The sequence below is a fragment of the Peribacillus kribbensis DSM 17871 genome (assembly GCF_000430765.1).
GTDB classification, from domain to species: domain Bacteria; phylum Bacillota; class Bacilli; order Bacillales; family DSM-1321; genus Paraperibacillus; species Paraperibacillus kribbensis.
Map to the genome: position 1 here is coordinate 114,666 of NZ_KE387243.1, position 18,394 is coordinate 133,059.

Here is an 18,394-nt window from a genome sequence, read left to right on the forward strand (position 1 = left end):
TATAGAAATACTACCGATACAATATAAATTGGGAGCAGAATATGGAATCTAAGCTAATAATCATTCGAGGAAACTCGGGGAGTGGAAAAACAACGACTGCGAATAGTCTTCAAAATCATTTTGGGCACGGAACACTCTTGGTTTCTCAGGATGTCGTTCGCCGTGATATGTTGAAGGTTCACGATAGTGAAGGGAACCTTTCAATTGATTTGATACGTCAAATTGCAGAATATGGTAAAGATAGATGTGAATTTGTTATTGTGGAAGGAATTTTGTATAAAAGTCGTTACGGTGAAATGTTAAATAACTTAATTCAGTTCTATAACCAAGAGACATTTACTTATTATTTTGATTTATCATTTGAGGAAACAGTCATACGTCATAACTCTAGTTCGAAAAAGATGGAATTCGGAGAAGATTCTTTACGTGTCTGGTGGAATCCAAAAGATTATCTTGGCGTAAATGGAGAAACTATATTGACTAATAATATGTCACAGAATGATGTATTGAAACTGATTATAAATCAACTGAAAAAGTAATTTTACGTGTTTTTCTTCAACTATCGGGTGCTTTAGTTGAAGAACATATGGCTGCTTAGGCAGCATTTTTTTTTAAATAATAGGCAGGTAAGAAATAAATTAATAAGTAGTGAATAAACTCATTTTTAGTAAAAATAAATAGGGGGAATATCTATTTGTATTCGTGGAGAATAACGAAATATAACCCTTTAAATAGGGATATTAATGGTTCCTATAAAAATTATGAATGGACTTCTTATTCAGATATAGGTAGTAAGGTTAGTGAAGAAGTGTATTTAAAAACTGAAAAACGCTATATAAATGCGATTTTTTCTTTTATGAATGAAATGAATTTTAATAAGATATATTTAAATGCCTTGGAGCTTAATTCCAATGAAGTGGAGAAACAAAAAGCCTCTGAATTTATGTCCAAAATGTGGGTAGGTAAAGGGGTATCTAAACAAGAAATAAAGGAGTTAGTAAAGCTAACTTTACGTGATGCTATTTGGTGTAAATTAAGCTACAAAAAAGAATATTTTGTTCTTTTTGGGTACGACTACTATATGTATATAGGAGCTATAAAAGATTGTCCTAAAGCCCGTGTAAGTGTAGAAAGGAGTGGACTATTCGTTGAAGAATTTAATTCACCATATAACTAACAGTATTGATAAGCACTAAAACAAAATTATGAAAAAATGTACTCCAACTAAAGGGTGCAAGAGTTGAATATTGGATTGCTGCGGGAGCCCTTTTCCTTGGTCCACTAACTGGCAGGTTAGTATAATAAAAAAGTTATAGTAATAGGAGGAGACAGAATTGCTAAATAGAAATCCATTAGGTAAGATAGTGATTCTAAACGGAACTCCTCGGTCAGGAAAATCAAGTATAGCAACTATTGTACAAAATACGTTTGATGGAGTTTGGATGAATTTAGGTGTTGATAACTTTATTCGAATGACACCTCAACGTTACCAACCTGGTATTGGATTAAGACCTGGAGGCGAACGCCCTGATTTAGAGCCATTAATCGTTACCTTGTATCAGGCTATGTATGAATCTATAGCAGCACACAGTCGATTAGGATTGAACGTTGTAGTTGATATTGGACATCACGATAACTATTCAACTAGGAGGGGAATTCTTTATAAGTGTGTCCGTATTTTGAAGGACTTTCCCGTGTTATTTGTAGGTATCCGATGTCCCATAAATGTTGTAATGGATCGACGAATTGCGACTTGGAATAATAGCTACGCTGAAGATGGGTCTGTACCAAAACCCATTATGTTGTGGCAGAAGTCCGTTCATTTGCCCGGTATCTATGATCTGGAGATTGATACATCGGTTCTAAATCCTGAAGAATGTGCAAATTTGATTCGAAAAAAATTAGAAGCGAATCCCATAAATACAGCTTTTAAGCGTCTTGCAGATATGATAAACGAAGAGACAAACTGATTTCATTATTAGGGGTGCTTGAGTGTAGGAGGTACATAAGATGTCTCATCCATATAAGCAATTTGAAAATACTCCATTATGGAACATCGTTAATAAAGCTATTGAAGACCTTGTTGAGAACGATGATATTGAAGAAAAAACTCAAAGGGAGTACATCGTTGGATATATAAGTAAGTTGTTAAATGAATTAAATACTGGGAGAGATTAAAAATTCTTATTCCACTACCGGGTGCGTTAGTTAAAGAAGGAGGCTGCTATGGCAGCATTTTTGTTCTTCAGCTAACGGGTCAGTATAGTTCAACAAAAAGTCAATAAAAAAGGTGGAAATTAAATGATATTGGAAGCTGTTATGCTACAAGTTAAGGAAGGTATGGAAGGAAAATATGAAGAAGCATTTCGTGAAGCATCAGAAATTATTTCTTCAATGAAAGGGTACATATATCACGAGTTACAGCGTTGTATGGAAATTGAGGGAAAATATTTACTACTAGTGCAGTGGGAAACATTAGAAGACCATACAATTGGATTTAGACAATCCAACGAGTATCAAGAATGGAAAAAGAAATTACATAATTTTTATGACCCATTTCCAACAGTTGAACATTTTGAAAAGGTTAAACTTTAATAGTTGTTCTTGAACTAACGGGTGCGTTAGTTTAACAAGCTTGTCTGCAATGGTAGCCTTTTTGTTGTTCCACTTACAGGGTAATATAATCGAACAAGAAGATGCTAAAATCAAAATTGGAACTTTTAGTTTGGAGGAAATGAGTATGGATTTTGGCAAACAGTGTTCTGCTGAGCTGGATAAGTTGGCTGGAGGACATTGTCGTGATAATAGTTTGTATTTCACTCTAGAAGAAATTAACCTTCTATCTAGTATTATTAAGCGTCTTAACTATATTGACGATTTAGTAATAAGTCCCTTCCATATTACTGATAGTTCAGTGATGGAGGCTTATTGGTGTACCCTTTCAATTAAGATTGTAAATCAGGTTCAGGATAAATATATAGTGCTTTTAAGCGAGGCGGGTAAAAGCAAACTGGAAGAAATAGAAGACTACTATATTGAACAATGGGATTATACTTATTACGAAATTCTAAAGGGCGATATAAATGGATTTATTGAGAGTTTAAGCCGCTATGTAACTTATATGAAAAAGCGAGAAAATTCACTTAGAGAAGAATATGATGAACCTAATCATAATAACCAAGGTATTTATTATGAAATTTGGTAGGTTTTTATTGAGCTAACGGGTGCTAATCAACAATATGGATTTAAAACAAAGGACCCCAAATCAGGTCCTTATTTTTATGGTCATTTATCAACAATATTATTTAACATAGCTTTTATTTTATAGGGATCATTGTTCATATTTTTCACTTTCAAGAAACGGCGGCTCTTTAAGATGGTCAGTAAGTTCTTCAACACACTCAATGAATGTATCATAATCAAATACCCTGGTAGGAAACGAAATTAACAAATGATTATTTTTATCATATATTTCCGCAATGCGTTTTCGGCCATTTTTACGTAGAGAGACTTTTTTAATCTGATGCAACTCAATATTTTTGACCTGTGATTTGTACTGAATATGCAAGTTGCTTCCTTGAATTTTTATATAAGATTTTCTCTCTATAATCCAACGTATTGTTACAAACAGGACATAAGCCGTTATAGCAGAGACAGGTATTAATCCATATGAGATAGAGGAAATAAAATGAACGGACCAAATTGCAGCTAGAACTAAATAGGTTGCAAACCATCCTTTATTAAAAACAGGCGTGTCTTCGTAATACACTTCACTTTGGAGCTGTTCTTTATTTATTTCTCTCTTTTTCATAAATTTGTTTTTATATTCCTCTATCTTGGAAGGTACGAATTCTTCTAATTCTGTATAGGTTCCTTCCCATATATCTATACTGTCCTTAACCTCAAGCGGGAAGGCCCCGACCCAACCATAATATGTTTTCTCATCTACTCCTATAAATGAGGCGAGATAGTACCGGATTGGCTGCCCGTAATGATTTTCGATATCTAGATGATCTTCAATTTTCACCTCGAATGGGACTCCTTGATACTCATCGTATTCCATTAAATAATGAAATAGGTAAGAACGAGCAAAGTAAGGTTGTTTATTCTCATCGGCCAAGAATAAATGAGTTTTACGTAATCGGTGCAGCCCATAATAAATAAGTTGAGTGGATTCAATATTTTTTGATAGATCGTTGAGAAGGTTCTTATCCCAAACTCCTTTGAATTCCATCGTTGAAATAAAAGCTCTGGTTTGTAATATCGGATCCTTAAATGTAAGAACTTCATCAAATACTTCTTGAACCTTTTCGTTATAATGGTAGGCCATATTCATTAATACGTACTCAATTTCTAAACGGAGGTCTATATAATTTTCTTTCCAATCAATATAGACCTTTTTAAGGCTGTAAGAATCGTGATAAGATTTATATTTCTCTTTACATTTTTCGTAATCCTCAAGCAATAGCGGATATACATAATCCGGGTGAAAATTTTGTATTAATTCGTTCTCATAACAATACAATAGCAGGTCGTAAAACTGATATTTATACGTTTCGTCTGAGAGATATATGTAAAATTTCTCTACGATCCTTTGAATCCATCGAGGATGATCGTATAAAGGCTCCGTTACGATAACTGCATTCTTAGAGGGCAAGTTTTTTTCAAAAATGTCCATAATAGCTGATAGATTGTTTTCTTCCTCGAATGAACATAAATAATACAACGCCCGGATTTTTGCTTCACGACTAAAACCTTGATAATAACGAGCAATTGCATCTGATACTTCAGGTGTTTGGTAATCACTGACGAAATCAATAAGCTGGAAACTCGGGTCATCCCACTCTTCATTAGTGGACTCAAAGTGGAATGAAGCAGCTTTTATAATATCTTCAAAAATACCAAAATCCAGACCTATTTCTTCGTTATCTTTTAATTGATTCAAAGAGTCTAAAGTTTTGTGACGCTTATCAGGAACTTTACTCTGCGTATCTTTAATTATTTGCTTGATCTTAGATTCGTATGACATATATTCCACCTTGTTTTAAAAATGTGAAACTTTTCTGTTTATGAATTCATCCTAAATGTTTATGTTCCATTTGGATAATAAGTAGTGGGTTAAACTACATTTAATGTACTTTTTTATATTTTACTACATTAGGATATAGTTAAGAAATATCAAACAGTAATACCCGCCTCGCAACGGTACAAAGGATATTTGATTTTCGGAACTGTCAGATGCAACCTATGAAGGACGGGCACTTATTGGGTTAATCTAATGATTTGGAAAAATACAAGATGTTTATTAACGAAAATAATCAAGGTCAGTACCAAAGTCTTATGAAATCATCAATCCAGCCATAAAAAAATATTTGTCGGAGGGGATTGAACTCAAAAGGTATTGGCTCTTATTCAACTAACGGGTGCGTTTGTTTAAGTACAAAGTAAGTGTTTGGAAAATAATAACCAGCACCTAAGTTAGATGCTGGTTGGTAGAATGGGTAACCAGAGATGTGATCTGTAGCTACTCATCCTTGTAGCCAATTTATAAGTTAATATCCTATATTCTAACAGAACAAACCACTTTTTTATTATGATAGGTTTTTTTGTCTAAACAGGACATCCAGTTAAATGGAGTCGGTGGTTTATATGAAACTCTAAGAGTAGCTATCGTACTTACATCAGTTATGGGATAGATCAAGGCAGGAAATAGGAGTTGGGAAAGTGGCTGACTACATAAAGGAAATTAGAGGACTAATCGGAAATAGACCATTAATATTGGTTGGTTCTACTATTATTGTTATGAATGAAAAAAAAGAGATTTTATTTCAACGCCGTTCTGACACAAAGGAATGGGGTCTGCCCGGTGGAGCAATGGAAATGGGTGAAAGTTTAGAACAAACCGCTGAACGTGAGCTTTTTGAAGAAACGGGGTTAAAAGCAAAGGAAATCTTAAATATTTCCCAACATCTAAAAATTGAGAATGCATTAAAAAGCAAACATTGTGAGAATTGTACTTAAACTAACGGGTGCGTTTGTTAAAAAACGTTATGGCTGCTTCAGTAGCCTTTTTTGTGTTGTTTAACAAAGGGGCAGGTTAGTGAAAGAAGGAAAAATGACATTTTTATTGAACTATTTGAGTAAGATTTTTGGGTGGAGGTCATTTTAGAGAGGCGATTTTATAATGGGACTTTTTAGAAACAGAATAAAACCTTTATTTTTTCCAGCATTAGTTTTATGGATATTAGCAGGAGTCATATACTTAGTTTCTCCTTGGTATTACGGTCCTGACAACATTTATATTGGGATTGCTAATATTTACGTACTTATTGGATTTTCTTTAACATTATTTGAACGTTATACATTAAAAAAGGCAACTAAAAAACAACTAATTGGATTTGGTATAGCTTTTTTCTTAGTGATTTTAATTGAATTGTTAAGTGTTATATATTTTTATTGATTGAACTAACGGGTGCGTTATTCGAAGAAGGATTAGCTGCCTTTTTTGTTGAATTCTTAAATAAATAAACGGTGCAGATTAGTTGAAGAAAACTCAATTGATATATAATGCAGAACTAATTTTCTAACAGTCTTTCAATTATGGGATTGTATTAATTTATTGTAATCCCCACAATGATTTGATTATTATTTCTTGTGGTGAATCTAAAAAATTGGAAGGATTAAATAGGGAAATTGATGTAATTGCCAAGGTTAATTATCCCTACAATGAACTTGAATTGGAAGAAACATTATTAGGTTCTATGGAATTATGCCACTCAATAGAACCCGATGTAGACAGCAAACAGTCAACTATTGAAAGAGTGTTGGGAATAAACGGCTAAGGAAAGGCAACCAAAAACCTGAAGCTAATTGAATTTGAGTGGAATAAGAAAGATGGATATGATGTTAAACCTTATCAAAAAATTCCACGGCGTGGATATGTCGTTATAGAGGAAAAAGTTATTCCATTAGGAAAGAAAATTGTTCCTGGACAGTTAGCCGAGGCATTAAAAAAGCTATTAATGTACCAAAATATAATTTTCTTATTTAATTAACAAGTGTGCTTCTGGAAGAAAAGGAATGTTCTTTCATTCTTCAAGTAACTGAGTAGGTAGTTTAAAAAATGTCAATTAACAGGATATTGGAGGAGTTTTTATCAAATCATCGGACAAACGTTTTGCTGAAGCTGCTTTGAAAAAAGTATTTATTGGAAGCCAGTTAGATGGTATTAAATTTGGTGCTGGTCCAGGATGTACTTTTCTATACTTTCTCCATTACAAAAACCAAGAGCCTGATCTTATGTGGTTAAATATCGAGGTGAACAAATTTATTATCCTTCCAAAGAATTCAGGCAATCTACCGAAATACAATGAAAAAATGGATGAATTGGATGAAGAAGAATCCATAAAGCGAATCTTAGAAATTCGGAGAGAAGAAATTGTTGATATTTCTTTAGGTGACACATCTCCCCACTTGTTTATAACTTTTAAGTCTGGCAAAGTACTATTTGTAAACGGATATGATAAAAATTTTGAATGTTGGCAAGCTGGAGATGGAGAAGGTTATGGCGGTCACGAATGGTTAATTGTAGCTGTTCCAGGCAATGAAATAGCAGTATGGGCACCAAAAGATTTTCAAATTACTTAGCACCCTTGTTTAACTAACGGGTGCGTTAGTTATCACTCAGCTGCTTAGGCAGTTTTTTTGTTGTTTAACTAAAGCAGGATAGTTGATGATGAAACAATAAGATATTATAAAAAGAAGGCTGTTTTCGCATAAATTGTTGCTTTCAAGTAGAACAAATGCTTATTTTGGCGTGTCAAAAGTCAAGTTTGATAACTGTTGAGATGTTGAGAAGTGCATAATAAAAGACCTCAAAAGAGGTCAAGTTTTTTCATATTCACATTCAACTTACATTTTGCCAATGAAAGAAATTAGGAACCACAAGAAAATTATTGATAGAGACAGAAATATTACAATCATACAATATTCTCGAATTTCCTTTTTAGTAGATAAACAATGGTGATGATTAACCCGTAAGCAGGAATTCCTAACCAAACTATGTCTTGCAATATTTCACTTTTTGAACCTATAAATCCAAGTATATTTGTAAAGAACATTAAATACCAAAGTATTTGTAGATAGAGCCCAACTTTCAACAAAACTTATCTTATCCCCATTAATTATAAATTTAAAATTTGTATCATTTGCATTTTAACAGAGAAGTGATTTGTCCCCATTTAAATTCTAAAACAACAATATTTACGAAAACAGAACTTGTCTAACTAACGGGCAGGACAATGTAAGATGAAGTTGGAGTGGAAATTTTATTAGGATGCTTATCTAATAAGGGGAGGCATAACAGATAGTGAAGATTATAAAGTTTAAGGACACTGATACCGAAGAGATTGTTTCTTTGTTTTATGAAACAGTTCATTCTGTAAATTCAAAAGATTATTCCCAAGCACAGTTGGATGCTTGGGCACCAAGAGATGAAAAAGAATCTAAAATGAAATCTTGGAAGGAATCATTGAGTAGAAATATAACATTTGTAGCTAAAGTTAATGATAAAGTTGTTGGTTTTAGCGATTTAACACATAGTGGGTACTTAGATAGACTATTTGTTCATAAAGATTATCAAGGACAAGGTATAGCCAAAGCTTTAGTTGATATGCTTGAATCTAATGCAAAGAAATTAAATCTTTTAGAAATTGATACCGAAGCAAGTATTACAGCTAAGCCATTTTTTGAACATCTAGGTTACAAAATTGTTTGTTCACAAACTGTGGAAAAAAAGGGGGTTAAATTAGCTAATTTTAAAATGTCAAAAAAAATAAAATAATAATTTTCTTGTTATGCTAACGGGTGCGTTAGTTTAAGAAGAAGGGGCTGCTGAGGCGGCCCTTTTCGTTATGTTAATTATAGGATTCGACGAAACAGTAAAAGCCAATAAAAGACTAACGATTTGTCTATTATTAATACTGCTAGAAAGGTAATCCAGCAAAGAGTAATATTAATAATAATACTCTGCTTGGAGGGTGGAAAATTGAATTGTGAAAACGAATTAACTGTTGATGTAACAAATATAAAAACAGCGTATGATTTGCAATTGGTACTTAAAGAAAAATTAGCGTTCCCTAATTTTTACGGTGAAAATTGGGATGCCTTTTGGGATGCTATTACCGGACCTATAGATATGCCGGAAAAACTAACTCTTATTGGATGGGCTCAGCTAGAGAAGACTCTTCCAAGAGATGCAAGTATTATGAAAGAATGTCTCATTGAATATAATGAGTATTACCCTAATTCGCAATGTGAATATCTATTTATGTAATGGGTATTTTACTAGAAGAACAGGGGCTGCGATGGCAGCTCTTTTTTTATTTTGCTAACGGGCAGGTCAGTACATTAAGTGATGGCATAATACCAGAAAGGATTAATGCATTATTTTGTTGAATTAAAGTTGTTAGAAAGCAGAAAAGGAATTTATCCTGGTTACTTAATGGTATTGGAAGGGAAGTAAGAGATGGATAAAACACATACTTACATATACTTTGGAATAGAGAGTAATGGGCAAATCGGTAGCAGAGGTTTAGTTTCAAATGAAAGAGGTTTTTTTAATCCGGACAATATAACGAAGGTACTAGGTATACAGCCGTTTAGTTGCTGGAAAAAGGGAGATAAAAGAAGGAATGGAAAGGAATATTTATTTTCCTCTTGGGTTGCGGAAAAATCTGATATTGAAAGATTAGATGTCAAAGCACAAGTATTGGACACAATTAGAAATTTGAAACACAAAATCTCAATATTAAAGGCCATTAAGGAACAATACGATGTAAATTATGTAATTATGGTTGTGCAAAGTATTTATGGAGATGAAAAACCTCTAATCAGTTTTAATGAGGAAATAATAGAATTTTGTTATTTGACAGATACAACCATTAACTTTGATATGTATATCTACCCCGATGAATATGAAGTAACAAGCTGATAAAATAAAGATTTTTGATACAGATAGCAACTGATTGTGAAAGAATGTACTTAAACTAATGGGTGCTATATTTGAGTTATTAAACGATGCTTTAGAGAACTAAAAGAAGGTTTATATAGTTTGATCACTTGTAAGGTCTGTTAGTACAGGGAAGGGATCAATCGCTTTTTTAGAATTCGTTATTAAACAAACGGGTACGTTGATCCCAGCAGGATTAACCTCCTTTTTTGTTGAAGTCCTTATTGAACAAAGAGGGGCAGGTTAGCTTAATTTAAAAAACATATAGTTAATCTATATGTTAATTTAGTAAAAGGGGTGAGTGTATGAAGGAGGAGAACAAACCTTTTAATGATGTAATTGACCACTTTAACAAAATAGAAGGAAATGCTTCAGAGATTGTTAAAACCGATCTAAAAAGGTTACCTAAACCAATAAGATTTATTGGCTAATTTATGATTGCCTTCTTATGTATTACATTATTGCTAATAGTTATTTTAAATATTTTTAATTAATTTTCTGGTGCCGCCATCTTAAAGGCGGCATTTTCTTATTCAACAAACGGGTGCGTTAGTTTAATAATGGAGGCTGCTGAAGCAGCCTTCGTTAGAAGTATTTATTGTAGAAATCTTTCCTTATTTTCCCGCTAAGATGGGCGTAGACTCTGGTTGTTTCACTTTTTTCGTGTCCGAGTAACGTCTGAATAACTTCAAGAGGGGCCCCATTATTTAATAAATGAGTGGCATAACTATGGCGGAATTGGTGAGGGTAAATATTTTCTGGGCTGTACTCATCCTATGAGGACAGCGTTCTGTGACAAATAGAGCTGAATCTTGATCCTGCCGTTGATCCAGGTAACGCTTTAACCAAATGTCACTGCGAGTATTGAAATAAACTTCGCGTTCTTTATCACCTTTCCCTCTGACTATCGATGATCTGCTGAACCAATCTATGTTTTCTTTGTTGAGCATTGCAACTTCACCAATCCTGCACCCCGTCGAAAACATAAATTCAAACAATGCATTTTCGATTGGGGAATAACAAACCTCTCTTAGTAATTCAATCTCCTGATCAGTAAGAAATTTCGGTATTCCCTGACCCAATTTAGGCTCTTTTATTTTTGCGGCCGGGTTGATATTCAGATAGCCTTCTTCATATGCCCACCTAAGTTAGGATTTTATGTAACGTATACGGTGTGCAAGGCTAGCCGGCTTTAAATGTTCCCCAGTACTTACAAGGTATTGTTTTAAATCTTCTGTGGTGTGGCAACCAAGTACCTTGATAATTACCTCTACTGGTCCCGGTGACTTGAAATAGACAAATCTTTATCCATTGAAAAACAAGTGGAGCAAATGCTATTTTCGGCGTGCAAAAAATCCAATTATCTAACAGTTGAAAGGTTAAAAATTGCATAAAAAAGAAGCGCTTCCGCCTCTTTTAATGTTTATTGACGTTTAATTATTGGGGATTCCAATAAAGTCAAAAGTTATTGGGAAAGTCTTGATGATAGTTTTGATTTCCAGTGGTATATATTCAACACCAAAGAAGAAATGGAGTAAAGTTGAAGATTGCATTAATGATTCTTATTCAAATGAAAACGGGAGTAGACCTTGGAGCTCCGCCGGTTAGGAATTACTCAAAAATAAGACCAGTAATATCCTGCTGTCCATACAAGGGAGAAGGTAGTGAAAATAACAGAGCCCAGGAACAGCCAGCTGGGATGAAATGAAGTATCTTCTTCTTTGCCTTCCACCCATATTACATCGCTGTCGCTTCTGACCATCGTTTTCAGGTAATCTGAAAAAATGCCGCCGTTACTGGAAAAAACATAAATCACTAGGGTAATGCCCAGCCCTATAAAGAAGCTTATCTCACTGAAGGAAACGTGGAAAAAGGAAGCCGCCAGCAGGGTAAGAAGGATTTCTGAAATGATGGCAGCCAATACAATAAAAGTTTTACGCAAAATATTTATCCTCCATATTTTTTTAAAATTGTATGATATTTCTAGCGAAAGGTAAATGGATTAATAAGTAATTGTAGTTTGTAATGTTTTCCAAATCTCAGCAATCATTTGGACCAAATACCTTCCAACAAACTGAAAAAGGTTTATTTAATGTATCCACAATTCCATTTTCATATATTACTTTTTCCATAAGGTAGCCTCCAAATAGATTTTATTAATTTTTACACGGTATTCTAACTTTGTGTAAAAACAACAAAGTTTGCGAAAACAGCCTTGTTTTTTACTAACGAAGCAGTTTCCTTAAGAAGGAATCATCTCCAGTCTAATTGTCAAATCAAAAATAGGAGTGAATGGGGTTTGAGAAGCATTCCGAAAAAACAGGAAATATTGCTCGAAGAAGAAATTGAAGAAAAAGAGTTTGTTAGCATCATCAATTGCTTTTACAAGCAAGAATGTTATATTTATGCGATTATTCCTGAATTTGAAAAACACCTATTAAATGAAATTTCAAATGACTTTATTGAAGTTAATCGATTCCCGTTACCACGAACTTTTCCAAGGGAAATGGGCTATATGGGTTATATAAAAGACAATCAAAAACGATATATTTACGAATTTTATTTACATTCTACTACAATTGATTATCTGATTTTTTCCGAGACTAATGTATCAGAACAATTACGTAAATTAACCAAAAACAATCTGAACATATACAAAATGTTTCAATCAAATAAGATCCCTCATATAACCATTGGTCCAGATGGTCAATGGCTAAATATAGTTGAGTATTGAGGTGGTTTCTTTTTCAACTAAAGGGTGCGTTAATTGAAAGAATTTTGAATGATTGTATAGAATTTAAATTGAAAATATAAAGTTTTTTAGGAGATAAAATGAAAATAAAAGCGCTAGATGACTTTTTCCAATCGGCGGTGCACTATTGCAGCATAATTGAAGATTTTGACTCCAATCAGATACATTCTAAATTAAAAGCTCTCCTCGTATCTCTTTTAGATTTGTATTCCAAAGCAATCTTTCTTCCCGAAGTAGAACCAGGAAACTACGAGGTAACGGACCTTAATATAGTTGTACCACAAATTGATTTTGGTCAATATGATCATTATTGGGAGGTTTTCAATCCCTACCACTTAGAAGAACCTGTGGGGGCAAGTTTATCGGATGACATATTAGATATTTATAAGGATGTTAAAAAAGGCTTACTTTTATACGAGAAGAACGAGCAAATAGAGGCTATTTGGGAATGGAAATTTGGGTTTGAAATTCACTGGGGCAGTCACGCTGTTGATGCAATCCGAGCTTTACATTCGGCAAATCTTAAGAAGTCCTTATTGAGCTATCGGGTGCGTTAGTTTAAGATTCCTCGGCTGCTTAGGCGGCATTTTGTTGTTTCACTAATGGGGAGGAGAGTTAAGAAGAATTCTTTAGCGTTTTTCTTATGGTTATGATTGGGAAGGTTTATTTAATGAGAGTATAAAAAAGAAAAAGTCCACAACACTGGCAGACTTTAAAATACTTTCTATTTTCCTGGTCTTTTATTTCAAACGAGCTATCTCTATTGGGTGGCATCTAAAAAAATTAATAATATAAGTTCGGTATAGTAACTGATTGAATAAATAACGAAAATCCAGGGTTGAGATCTAAATGAGAAGGGTTTACCGTATTTCCAAATAATGTTGAAGAACCTTTGGCGGGAAGAAATTTAGCGGAAGTGGTCTTAAGGATACAATAATGCTAGGGGGCATTATAGATTCGCGTTGTGCTTGTTTTAAACAGTTGTACATAGCTTTACCGCCAACGGAATTGGCAGAGTGAATAGTTATGTGTTTTGCGAATAGTTTTTCCTTAATCATTTTTTGAACAAGCATAAATCCATTTCTTGTTTTATTTAATAAATCGTGATCCAAAGAGAGATGTTTAATATCAAAGTTTTTCAATAGCTCTACACACTCATCAATGGTCTCGGCTAACACATAGCCGTCAGGAGCTTTGCGATAGTCATCCAGGAAAATACTAATTGTCTCCATTTCTTATTCTCCTTCCCTCATACAAGGGATGACTAAAAAAAGTCAGATATTCCTTGGATAAAATAGTTTTATAAATTAAGTCTAACACAACATTGAAACATCGAGGGGATTTCGACTTTAAAAGCTAAAAAAAAACATTATACTCTTTGTGTGCTTATTAAACTAATTGGTGCGTTAGTTGAAAAAGGCTGGGCTACTGCAGCAGCCCTTTTTTTATTGATTGGATAAGGGTGTGATTATATATAAATAAATGAACTATTCCAGTATCCGGACTAATTTTAATATCGTTTGGAACTGAGGTGAGAATGAAATATGAAAATGCTATCTACTCTGATTATTAGTATTCCGATGGTCTTTTTTAATTCAATTATTGGCTACGCACAACCTAAAGGTTGCCCAGTGGTAAGTGATTTGGAAAGAACATCAATTAAGGATAAAAAAGAGGTAATAGAGGCATTAAATAACTTAATACCCAAAACTTATGGAACAGGAATAGATGGTTTTCCTGATATGTATACAAAGTGGAATGTAGTATCTGCCAAACCATTCCCGGAAACAGTGGGAATTAAAGAGGAGGAAGACTATTATGGAATGGTAAAAAACTTTTGTGGCAGGGAAATTGCTGCAAAGTCGTGGCTAGTACGACTAGATTGCCCTAATGCACCTGGGGCTAACCTAGCTCAAGGGCAATATTTATAGCTAAAAACAAAGAAAAAGGTTGGTTTGTTTGGTTTCAGTATCACTTAAAAGCTCCTCCCTATTGAACAAACGGGTGTGTTATTTTAAGTCATTCGGCTGCTTAGGCAGCCTTTTCGTTGTTCTCAAAAATGTTTAACGACACGGGTTATGGTTTGTACGGATATTATCATAAAGATGTATATTCTAACTGCAAAAAATGGAGTGAGCGTCATCAATAAAATAATCCTTTCAACAATTTTATTAATGTGTTTCATGGGAAACTTTGCTTACGCTAAACCTACAGAGCCAAAAGAAGCTAAACAATATGATGATGATATGTATGTCACAACAGAGGATATAATTAGCGATATTATATTTTCATCTATTGATAAAAGGGTGATGAAAGAATATCCGGGTAATAATGCAGCTACTTTTGGATGGAAGTCACAGAGGATTGTGGGCATTGTTTATAACAACAATCATTCTTATGATGTTTCCATGAGAATTCAAGTCCCTGATAAAAATAATAGCTCTTTTGAATATGCTGAGGATTCGGTTAAAGTAAGAGTAACTCCATCCTGTGACAGCACCTAACTTCGATGTTCTCACAGTTTTAATGTAGAAGTATTAAATTATGAACATAAGTAACAGGAAAAGTAATTAAAAGATCGGTACAGCTTTATATAAATTCACTCTTCTTGATTAAAGGGTGCTTTTGTTAGGATGATATGATCGCTGCGGCGGTCATTTTTCCTTGTTGAACTAAAGGGCAGTTTACTTTAAGAAAAGGATTTTGTAGTATTTAACACGAAAATAATTGGGGAGGAAAAGCAACAGAAATTTATTAAGTTGGAATATGGGAATTGAGGAGTGATTTACTTGACTGAAATAAAAGATATTCTATCTGACCAGTTCTTAGCGAATGCCTATGATGCGAGTTGGTACAGACCATTTTCAGAATCCGTGGAGAATTTAACAGAAGAACAAGCATTGTGGAAGCCAAATGAAAATTCTCACAGTATAAATGAGATCGTACAGCATTTAATATATTGGAATCAAAGCTGGCAGACTAGGTACATTAATTGCAGCATAGATGCCTCCCCTTCAATTAAAGATAATAAAGAGAGCTTTAAAATACCCGAAAATACTACCTTTAATGACTTAAAGGAAACGTTGCTTGATGTTCTTTTGAAGTGGGATGGGTTATTATCCACTGAAAAAATAGAAAGTTATGTTATAGGTTTTTCGGTGAAGGCAAAATGGTGGCAGATTCTTGGGAATTCAACTACACATAACGCATATCATATTGGTCAAATTATATTTATCAGGAAACTTCAAGGCAGTTGGAATACAGATAAGTAAGTAGAAAGAATTGACGCTTTTTTATTTATTTCTAATACAACAAACGAGGCAGTTTAGTGTTTAAAGAAGTTTTTTAAATGTTTCTTGAATTTTCAATTGTGGCATACTTCCTTAATTTCAGAAGAAAAGGAGTTGCATAAGGGTTATGGTCTGAAGAGAGGTTAAAAGTATGATAGAGGTAATGATCCTGAATGGTGGGTCGAGTTCCGGAAAAAACCCTATCGCAAAGTGCCTCCAAAATTCATTGCCAACGTCATGGTTAAGGTTTAGTATCGACGATTTAATTGATGCAATGCCAGCAGCAATGTTTAACACAGACCGCGGAATAAAATTTGATTCCAATGGCTCTGTAAATCCAGGAACTGAATTCCGTTCTTTAGAATCTGCATGGATGCACGGAATAGCTGAAATGGTTCGTGGAGGAGCACGGATAATTATTGACGATGTCTTCATTACCGGAATAGAAGCTTATAATCTATGGCAAGTTGCTTTGGAAGGGTGCAAGGTACTATGGGTTGGTGTCTTTTGTGAACCTGCCGTCTCGACCTCTCGTGAAACAAACGGGGGACCGTGTGGCTGGAATGGCATTCTCACAAGCGACTGTGGTTCACATAGGTATAAACTATGATATTGAAGTCGATACAACAGAGGCATCTCCAGAGGAGTACACAGAAATTATTGCACAATGAATCAGTTAAGCGAGTAAGAAGTGTTTTTAAAGAAACGAGTGCGTTAATTGAAAAAGGATTTCGAAGCATTGTATACGATCCAAATTGAAAACTTCACAAAAATATATATAAGGAGTTTAGCAATGGAAAAGTGGGATTTATATGATGAACATCGTATTAAAATAGAGAAACAAATAACTCGTGGGGATGAAATGACATCAGACGAGTTTCATTTAGTAGTACACGTATGTATATTTAATTCAAAAGGAGAGATGCTCATTCAGAAGCGTCAGCCCTTTACGCAAGGATGGTCAAACCTTTGGGATATCACTTGTGGTGGTAGTGCGATTTCAGGCGAAACAAGTCAGCAGGCTGCTTCAAGAGAGTTATTCGAGGAATTAGGGATTTATTATAACTTTGAAAAGATACGTCCACAATTTACTATTAATTTTGAACGTGGCTTTGATGATTATTATTTAATTGAATATGATTTTGATCTGAATGAATTGAAATTACAAACTGAAGAGGTACAAGCAGCTAAATGGGCTTCAAATGAGGAAATCATAAAGCTAATCAAACTAAAAAAATTTATACCTTATTATGAGAGTATCATTGCGTTTCTTTTTGAGAATCTACATCATTATGGATCTATTCGTCTTTAAATTAAACGTGCAAGAGCTCAAACATATTCATTCATCAATATATTTCCTAATAAAAGCCTAGAAACGTACTAAAAGGCCACAAACACAGTTAAACATCCTTAGAAGTATTTATTGTAGTAATCTTTCCTTATCTTACCGCTAAGATGGGCATAGACTTTGGTTGTTTCACTTTTTTCGTGTCCCAGTAAAGTCTGAATAATTCAAGAGGGGCCCGTGAGTGCTCTAGCCAGCTAGTTTGGCTTAAAGACCACAAGGGTAAATAGAGATAGAACTAGATGTTGGGGAGAAATTGAAAATGAAATAACAAAGAACGAGATATATTGTGAAACTCGAACGCAATGGTGAGACAATTCAAGTTGTGGTTATTGCTAAAAACCTTGAGAATATGGATAGACAGGTGTACAGACTGTACGGTACTTTTCTTACTGATGAGAAAGTAAAAGATGTAGGAACCATTTTTCATTTGAGGAAGTCGCTTTATCTTCTAATGTAAAAGAAGAGCTGTACACCCCGACAAGCAACAGCTGAGAAAAGCCAATTTATTAAAATGACGAGTGCTTTACTTAAATATGGAGTAAGGTTTTTTCTTGTTCCACTAAAGGGGCAGGTTAGTGGAAGAAGGAATTTATCTTTATAATAAAGAATTTAGACTTAAGTCTTCACGCCGCTTTACAGGAAACCATCCCGCGGGTTTTACAGGAGAAGGAAGAAATCGTGGTGGATGAGACATCGCAAAACGTGGACGGGGAATAGGCTGACAGGGGGTTATGGATAAGATTATCCTATTCATCAAAATAATGGCCTTAAAAAGCGGAAAGATGGAAATGCGGCGGCAAAGGCCCGAAAGACCTTTGGGAGATTGTGATTTCCGGTTTCGAGTCATAAGCCTTACATCAAGGCATTGATTTAGTTAACCATCCATAAGTACACGATAGAGTTCACGCTTGCCTTATTTACAACAATTTTATAACGAAAAACTATCGATCAACGCGAATTGTTGAACAGGATTTTGGCTATTCCACTATCTTAAT

At 34.2% G+C, this 18,394-nt stretch carries 23 protein-coding genes and 5 pseudogenes; 23 read left to right on the forward strand and 5 right to left on the reverse strand.

Annotated elements, in window-relative coordinates; genetic code table 11:
* Positions 1 to 41: 41 nt before the first annotated feature.
* The 6 genes from H539_RS0124350 to H539_RS0124375 all read left to right on the forward strand — a co-directional run bounded on the left by H539_RS0124350 (position 42) and on the right by H539_RS0124375 (position 3,205).
* A complete protein-coding gene (locus H539_RS0124350; RefSeq protein WP_026695683.1) occupies positions 42 to 539 on the forward strand; it encodes a kinase in 498 nt (165 codons plus the stop codon).
* 155 nt (positions 540 to 694) lie between these two features.
* Entirely contained in the window at positions 695 to 1,177 is a 483-nt protein-coding gene (locus tag H539_RS0124355) for a hypothetical protein (protein WP_026695684.1), read from the forward strand.
* A gap of 157 nt (positions 1,178 to 1,334) precedes the next feature.
* Positions 1,335 to 1,970, forward strand: a complete 636-nt coding sequence (locus tag H539_RS0124360; RefSeq protein ID WP_026695685.1) for a chloramphenicol phosphotransferase CPT family protein — start codon at positions 1,335 to 1,337, stop codon at positions 1,968 to 1,970.
* 40 nt (positions 1,971 to 2,010) lie between these two features.
* The gene (locus H539_RS32490; protein ID WP_169816045.1) at positions 2,011 to 2,178 is read left to right on the forward strand and encodes a hypothetical protein; all 168 of its coding nucleotides are present in this window, start codon (positions 2,011 to 2,013) and stop codon (positions 2,176 to 2,178) included.
* A gap of 123 nt (positions 2,179 to 2,301) precedes the next feature.
* Positions 2,302 to 2,595 carry an antibiotic biosynthesis monooxygenase family protein gene (locus H539_RS0124370; protein WP_026695686.1) on the forward strand — a complete coding sequence of 98 codons (294 nt, stop codon included), beginning with the start codon at positions 2,302 to 2,304 and terminating at the stop codon, positions 2,593 to 2,595.
* Positions 2,596 to 2,740: 145 nt separating this feature from the next.
* Positions 2,741 to 3,205 carry a hypothetical protein gene (locus H539_RS0124375; protein WP_155890242.1) on the forward strand — a complete coding sequence of 155 codons (465 nt, stop codon included), beginning with the start codon at positions 2,741 to 2,743 and terminating at the stop codon, positions 3,203 to 3,205.
* A 126-nt stretch (positions 3,206 to 3,331) separates the two neighbouring features.
* On the opposite strand, the gene H539_RS0124380 is transcribed toward H539_RS0124375, so the two are convergent.
* Positions 3,332 to 5,029: a hypothetical protein gene (locus H539_RS0124380; RefSeq protein ID WP_026695688.1), complete on the reverse strand. Its 1,698-nt coding sequence runs from the start codon at positions 5,027 to 5,029 to the stop codon at positions 3,332 to 3,334.
* A 695-nt stretch (positions 5,030 to 5,724) separates the two neighbouring features.
* On the opposite strand from H539_RS0124380, the pseudogene H539_RS32960 reads away from it, so the two are divergent.
* From H539_RS32960 to H539_RS33210, 8 genes and pseudogenes are all read left to right on the forward strand, one after another.
* Positions 5,725 to 5,952, forward strand: a pseudogene (locus tag H539_RS32960) (NUDIX domain-containing protein); the annotation flags it as partial.
* 232 nt (positions 5,953 to 6,184) lie between these two features.
* Positions 6,185 to 6,460 carry a hypothetical protein gene (locus H539_RS0124390; protein ID WP_026695689.1) on the forward strand — a complete coding sequence of 92 codons (276 nt, stop codon included), beginning with the start codon at positions 6,185 to 6,187 and terminating at the stop codon, positions 6,458 to 6,460.
* 211 nt (positions 6,461 to 6,671) lie between these two features.
* Positions 6,672 to 6,842: a hypothetical protein gene (locus H539_RS31825; RefSeq protein WP_155890243.1), complete on the forward strand. Its 171-nt coding sequence runs from the start codon at positions 6,672 to 6,674 to the stop codon at positions 6,840 to 6,842.
* A gap of 349 nt (positions 6,843 to 7,191) precedes the next feature.
* A complete protein-coding gene (locus H539_RS0124395; protein WP_051348783.1) occupies positions 7,192 to 7,647 on the forward strand; it encodes a hypothetical protein in 456 nt (151 codons plus the stop codon).
* 721 nt (positions 7,648 to 8,368) lie between these two features.
* Complete coding sequence (locus H539_RS0124405; RefSeq protein WP_026695692.1) at positions 8,369 to 8,842, forward strand: GNAT family N-acetyltransferase; 474 nt, start codon at positions 8,369 to 8,371, stop codon at positions 8,840 to 8,842.
* A 204-nt stretch (positions 8,843 to 9,046) separates the two neighbouring features.
* A complete protein-coding gene (locus H539_RS0124410) occupies positions 9,047 to 9,334 on the forward strand; it encodes a barstar family protein (RefSeq protein ID WP_026695693.1) in 288 nt (95 codons plus the stop codon).
* A 192-nt stretch (positions 9,335 to 9,526) separates the two neighbouring features.
* Positions 9,527 to 9,991, forward strand: a complete 465-nt coding sequence (locus tag H539_RS0124415; RefSeq protein WP_026695694.1) for a DUF4279 domain-containing protein — start codon at positions 9,527 to 9,529, stop codon at positions 9,989 to 9,991.
* 323 nt (positions 9,992 to 10,314) lie between these two features.
* Entirely contained in the window at positions 10,315 to 10,440 is a 126-nt protein-coding gene (locus tag H539_RS33210; RefSeq protein WP_281171469.1) for a hypothetical protein, read from the forward strand.
* Between the two features lie 154 nt (positions 10,441 to 10,594).
* Here H539_RS33210 and H539_RS31160 read toward each other — a convergent pair.
* Positions 10,595 to 11,274: pseudogene (locus H539_RS31160) on the reverse strand (tyrosine-type recombinase/integrase).
* Between H539_RS31160 and H539_RS32965 the strand changes: the two are divergent.
* Positions 11,242 to 11,403: pseudogene (locus H539_RS32965) on the forward strand (IS1595 family transposase); the annotation flags it as partial. The pseudogenes H539_RS31160 and H539_RS32965 sit on opposite strands and share 33 nt — an antisense overlap.
* Before the next feature lie 221 nt (positions 11,404 to 11,624).
* On the opposite strand, the gene H539_RS0124430 reads toward H539_RS32965, so the two are convergent.
* Positions 11,625 to 11,951, reverse strand: coding sequence for a hypothetical protein (locus tag H539_RS0124430; RefSeq protein WP_026695695.1), 327 nt, complete (start codon positions 11,949 to 11,951; stop codon positions 11,625 to 11,627).
* Positions 11,952 to 12,308: 357 nt separating this feature from the next.
* Here H539_RS0124430 and H539_RS0124440 point away from each other — a divergent pair, with 357 nt between their 5' ends.
* Both H539_RS0124440 and H539_RS30410 read left to right on the forward strand, forming a co-directional pair.
* Positions 12,309 to 12,743: a hypothetical protein gene (locus tag H539_RS0124440; RefSeq protein WP_026695696.1), complete on the forward strand. Its 435-nt coding sequence runs from the start codon at positions 12,309 to 12,311 to the stop codon at positions 12,741 to 12,743.
* A 98-nt stretch (positions 12,744 to 12,841) separates the two neighbouring features.
* On the forward strand, positions 12,842 to 13,318 hold the full coding sequence (locus H539_RS30410) for a DUF5063 domain-containing protein (RefSeq protein WP_051348785.1): 477 nt from the start codon (positions 12,842 to 12,844) through the stop codon (positions 13,316 to 13,318).
* A 303-nt stretch (positions 13,319 to 13,621) separates the two neighbouring features.
* On the opposite strand, the gene H539_RS0124450 is transcribed toward H539_RS30410, so the two are convergent.
* A complete protein-coding gene (locus H539_RS0124450) occupies positions 13,622 to 13,993 on the reverse strand; it encodes a cyclic-phosphate processing receiver domain-containing protein (protein ID WP_026695697.1) in 372 nt (123 codons plus the stop codon).
* Between the two features lie 312 nt (positions 13,994 to 14,305).
* On the opposite strand from H539_RS0124450, the gene H539_RS29695 reads away from it, so the two are divergent.
* The 5 genes and pseudogenes from H539_RS29695 (at position 14,306) to H539_RS0124475 (ending at position 17,363) form a co-directional block, all read left to right on the forward strand.
* Entirely contained in the window at positions 14,306 to 14,692 is a 387-nt protein-coding gene (locus tag H539_RS29695) for a hypothetical protein (RefSeq protein WP_245602257.1), read from the forward strand.
* 174 nt (positions 14,693 to 14,866) lie between these two features.
* Positions 14,867 to 15,265, forward strand: coding sequence for a hypothetical protein (locus H539_RS29700; RefSeq protein WP_051348786.1), 399 nt, complete (start codon positions 14,867 to 14,869; stop codon positions 15,263 to 15,265).
* Positions 15,266 to 15,550: 285 nt separating this feature from the next.
* The gene (locus H539_RS0124465) at positions 15,551 to 16,033 is read left to right on the forward strand and encodes a DinB family protein (RefSeq protein WP_026695698.1); all 483 of its coding nucleotides are present in this window, start codon (positions 15,551 to 15,553) and stop codon (positions 16,031 to 16,033) included.
* A 181-nt stretch (positions 16,034 to 16,214) separates the two neighbouring features.
* A pseudogene (locus H539_RS29705) lies at positions 16,215 to 16,722 on the forward strand (chloramphenicol phosphotransferase CPT family protein).
* Between the two features lie 122 nt (positions 16,723 to 16,844).
* Entirely contained in the window at positions 16,845 to 17,363 is a 519-nt protein-coding gene (locus tag H539_RS0124475) for an NUDIX hydrolase (RefSeq protein WP_026695699.1), read from the forward strand.
* A 98-nt stretch (positions 17,364 to 17,461) separates the two neighbouring features.
* Here H539_RS0124475 and H539_RS32970 read toward each other — a convergent pair.
* A pseudogene (locus H539_RS32970) lies at positions 17,462 to 17,563 on the reverse strand (integrase); the annotation flags it as partial.
* A gap of 122 nt (positions 17,564 to 17,685) precedes the next feature.
* On the opposite strand from H539_RS32970, the gene H539_RS32650 reads away from it, so the two are divergent.
* On the forward strand, positions 17,686 to 17,856 hold the full coding sequence (locus H539_RS32650) for a hypothetical protein (RefSeq protein WP_155890245.1): 171 nt from the start codon (positions 17,686 to 17,688) through the stop codon (positions 17,854 to 17,856).
* Positions 17,857 to 18,394: the final 538 nt, after the last annotated feature.

Bases quoted from the DNA above. Each gene is read 5' to 3' on its own strand.
- H539_RS0124350 (WP_026695683.1), top strand. From the start codon at position 42: ATGGAATCTAAGCTAATAATCATTCGAGGAAACTCGGGGAGTGGAAAA.
- H539_RS32490 (WP_169816045.1), top strand. From the start codon at position 2,011: ATGTCTCATCCATATAAGCAATTTGAAAATACTCCATTATGGAACATC.
- H539_RS0124370 (WP_026695686.1), top strand. From the start codon at position 2,302: ATGATATTGGAAGCTGTTATGCTACAAGTTAAGGAAGGTATGGAAGGA.
- H539_RS0124375 (WP_155890242.1), top strand. From the start codon at position 2,741: ATGGATTTTGGCAAACAGTGTTCTGCTGAGCTGGATAAGTTGGCTGGA.
- H539_RS0124380 (WP_026695688.1), bottom strand. From the start codon at position 5,029: ATGTCATACGAATCTAAGATCAAGCAAATAATTAAAGATACGCAGAGT.
- H539_RS0124390 (WP_026695689.1), top strand. From the start codon at position 6,185: ATGGGACTTTTTAGAAACAGAATAAAACCTTTATTTTTTCCAGCATTA.
- H539_RS0124415 (WP_026695694.1), top strand. From the start codon at position 9,527: ATGGATAAAACACATACTTACATATACTTTGGAATAGAGAGTAATGGG.
- H539_RS33210 (WP_281171469.1), top strand. From the start codon at position 10,315: ATGAAGGAGGAGAACAAACCTTTTAATGATGTAATTGACCACTTTAAC.
- H539_RS30410 (WP_051348785.1), top strand. From the start codon at position 12,842: ATGAAAATAAAAGCGCTAGATGACTTTTTCCAATCGGCGGTGCACTAT.
- H539_RS0124450 (WP_026695697.1), bottom strand. From the start codon at position 13,993: ATGGAGACAATTAGTATTTTCCTGGATGACTATCGCAAAGCTCCTGAC.
- H539_RS29695 (WP_245602257.1), top strand. From the start codon at position 14,306: ATGAAAATGCTATCTACTCTGATTATTAGTATTCCGATGGTCTTTTTT.
- H539_RS29700 (WP_051348786.1), top strand. From the start codon at position 14,867: ATGTATATTCTAACTGCAAAAAATGGAGTGAGCGTCATCAATAAAATA.
- H539_RS0124475 (WP_026695699.1), top strand. From the start codon at position 16,845: ATGGAAAAGTGGGATTTATATGATGAACATCGTATTAAAATAGAGAAA.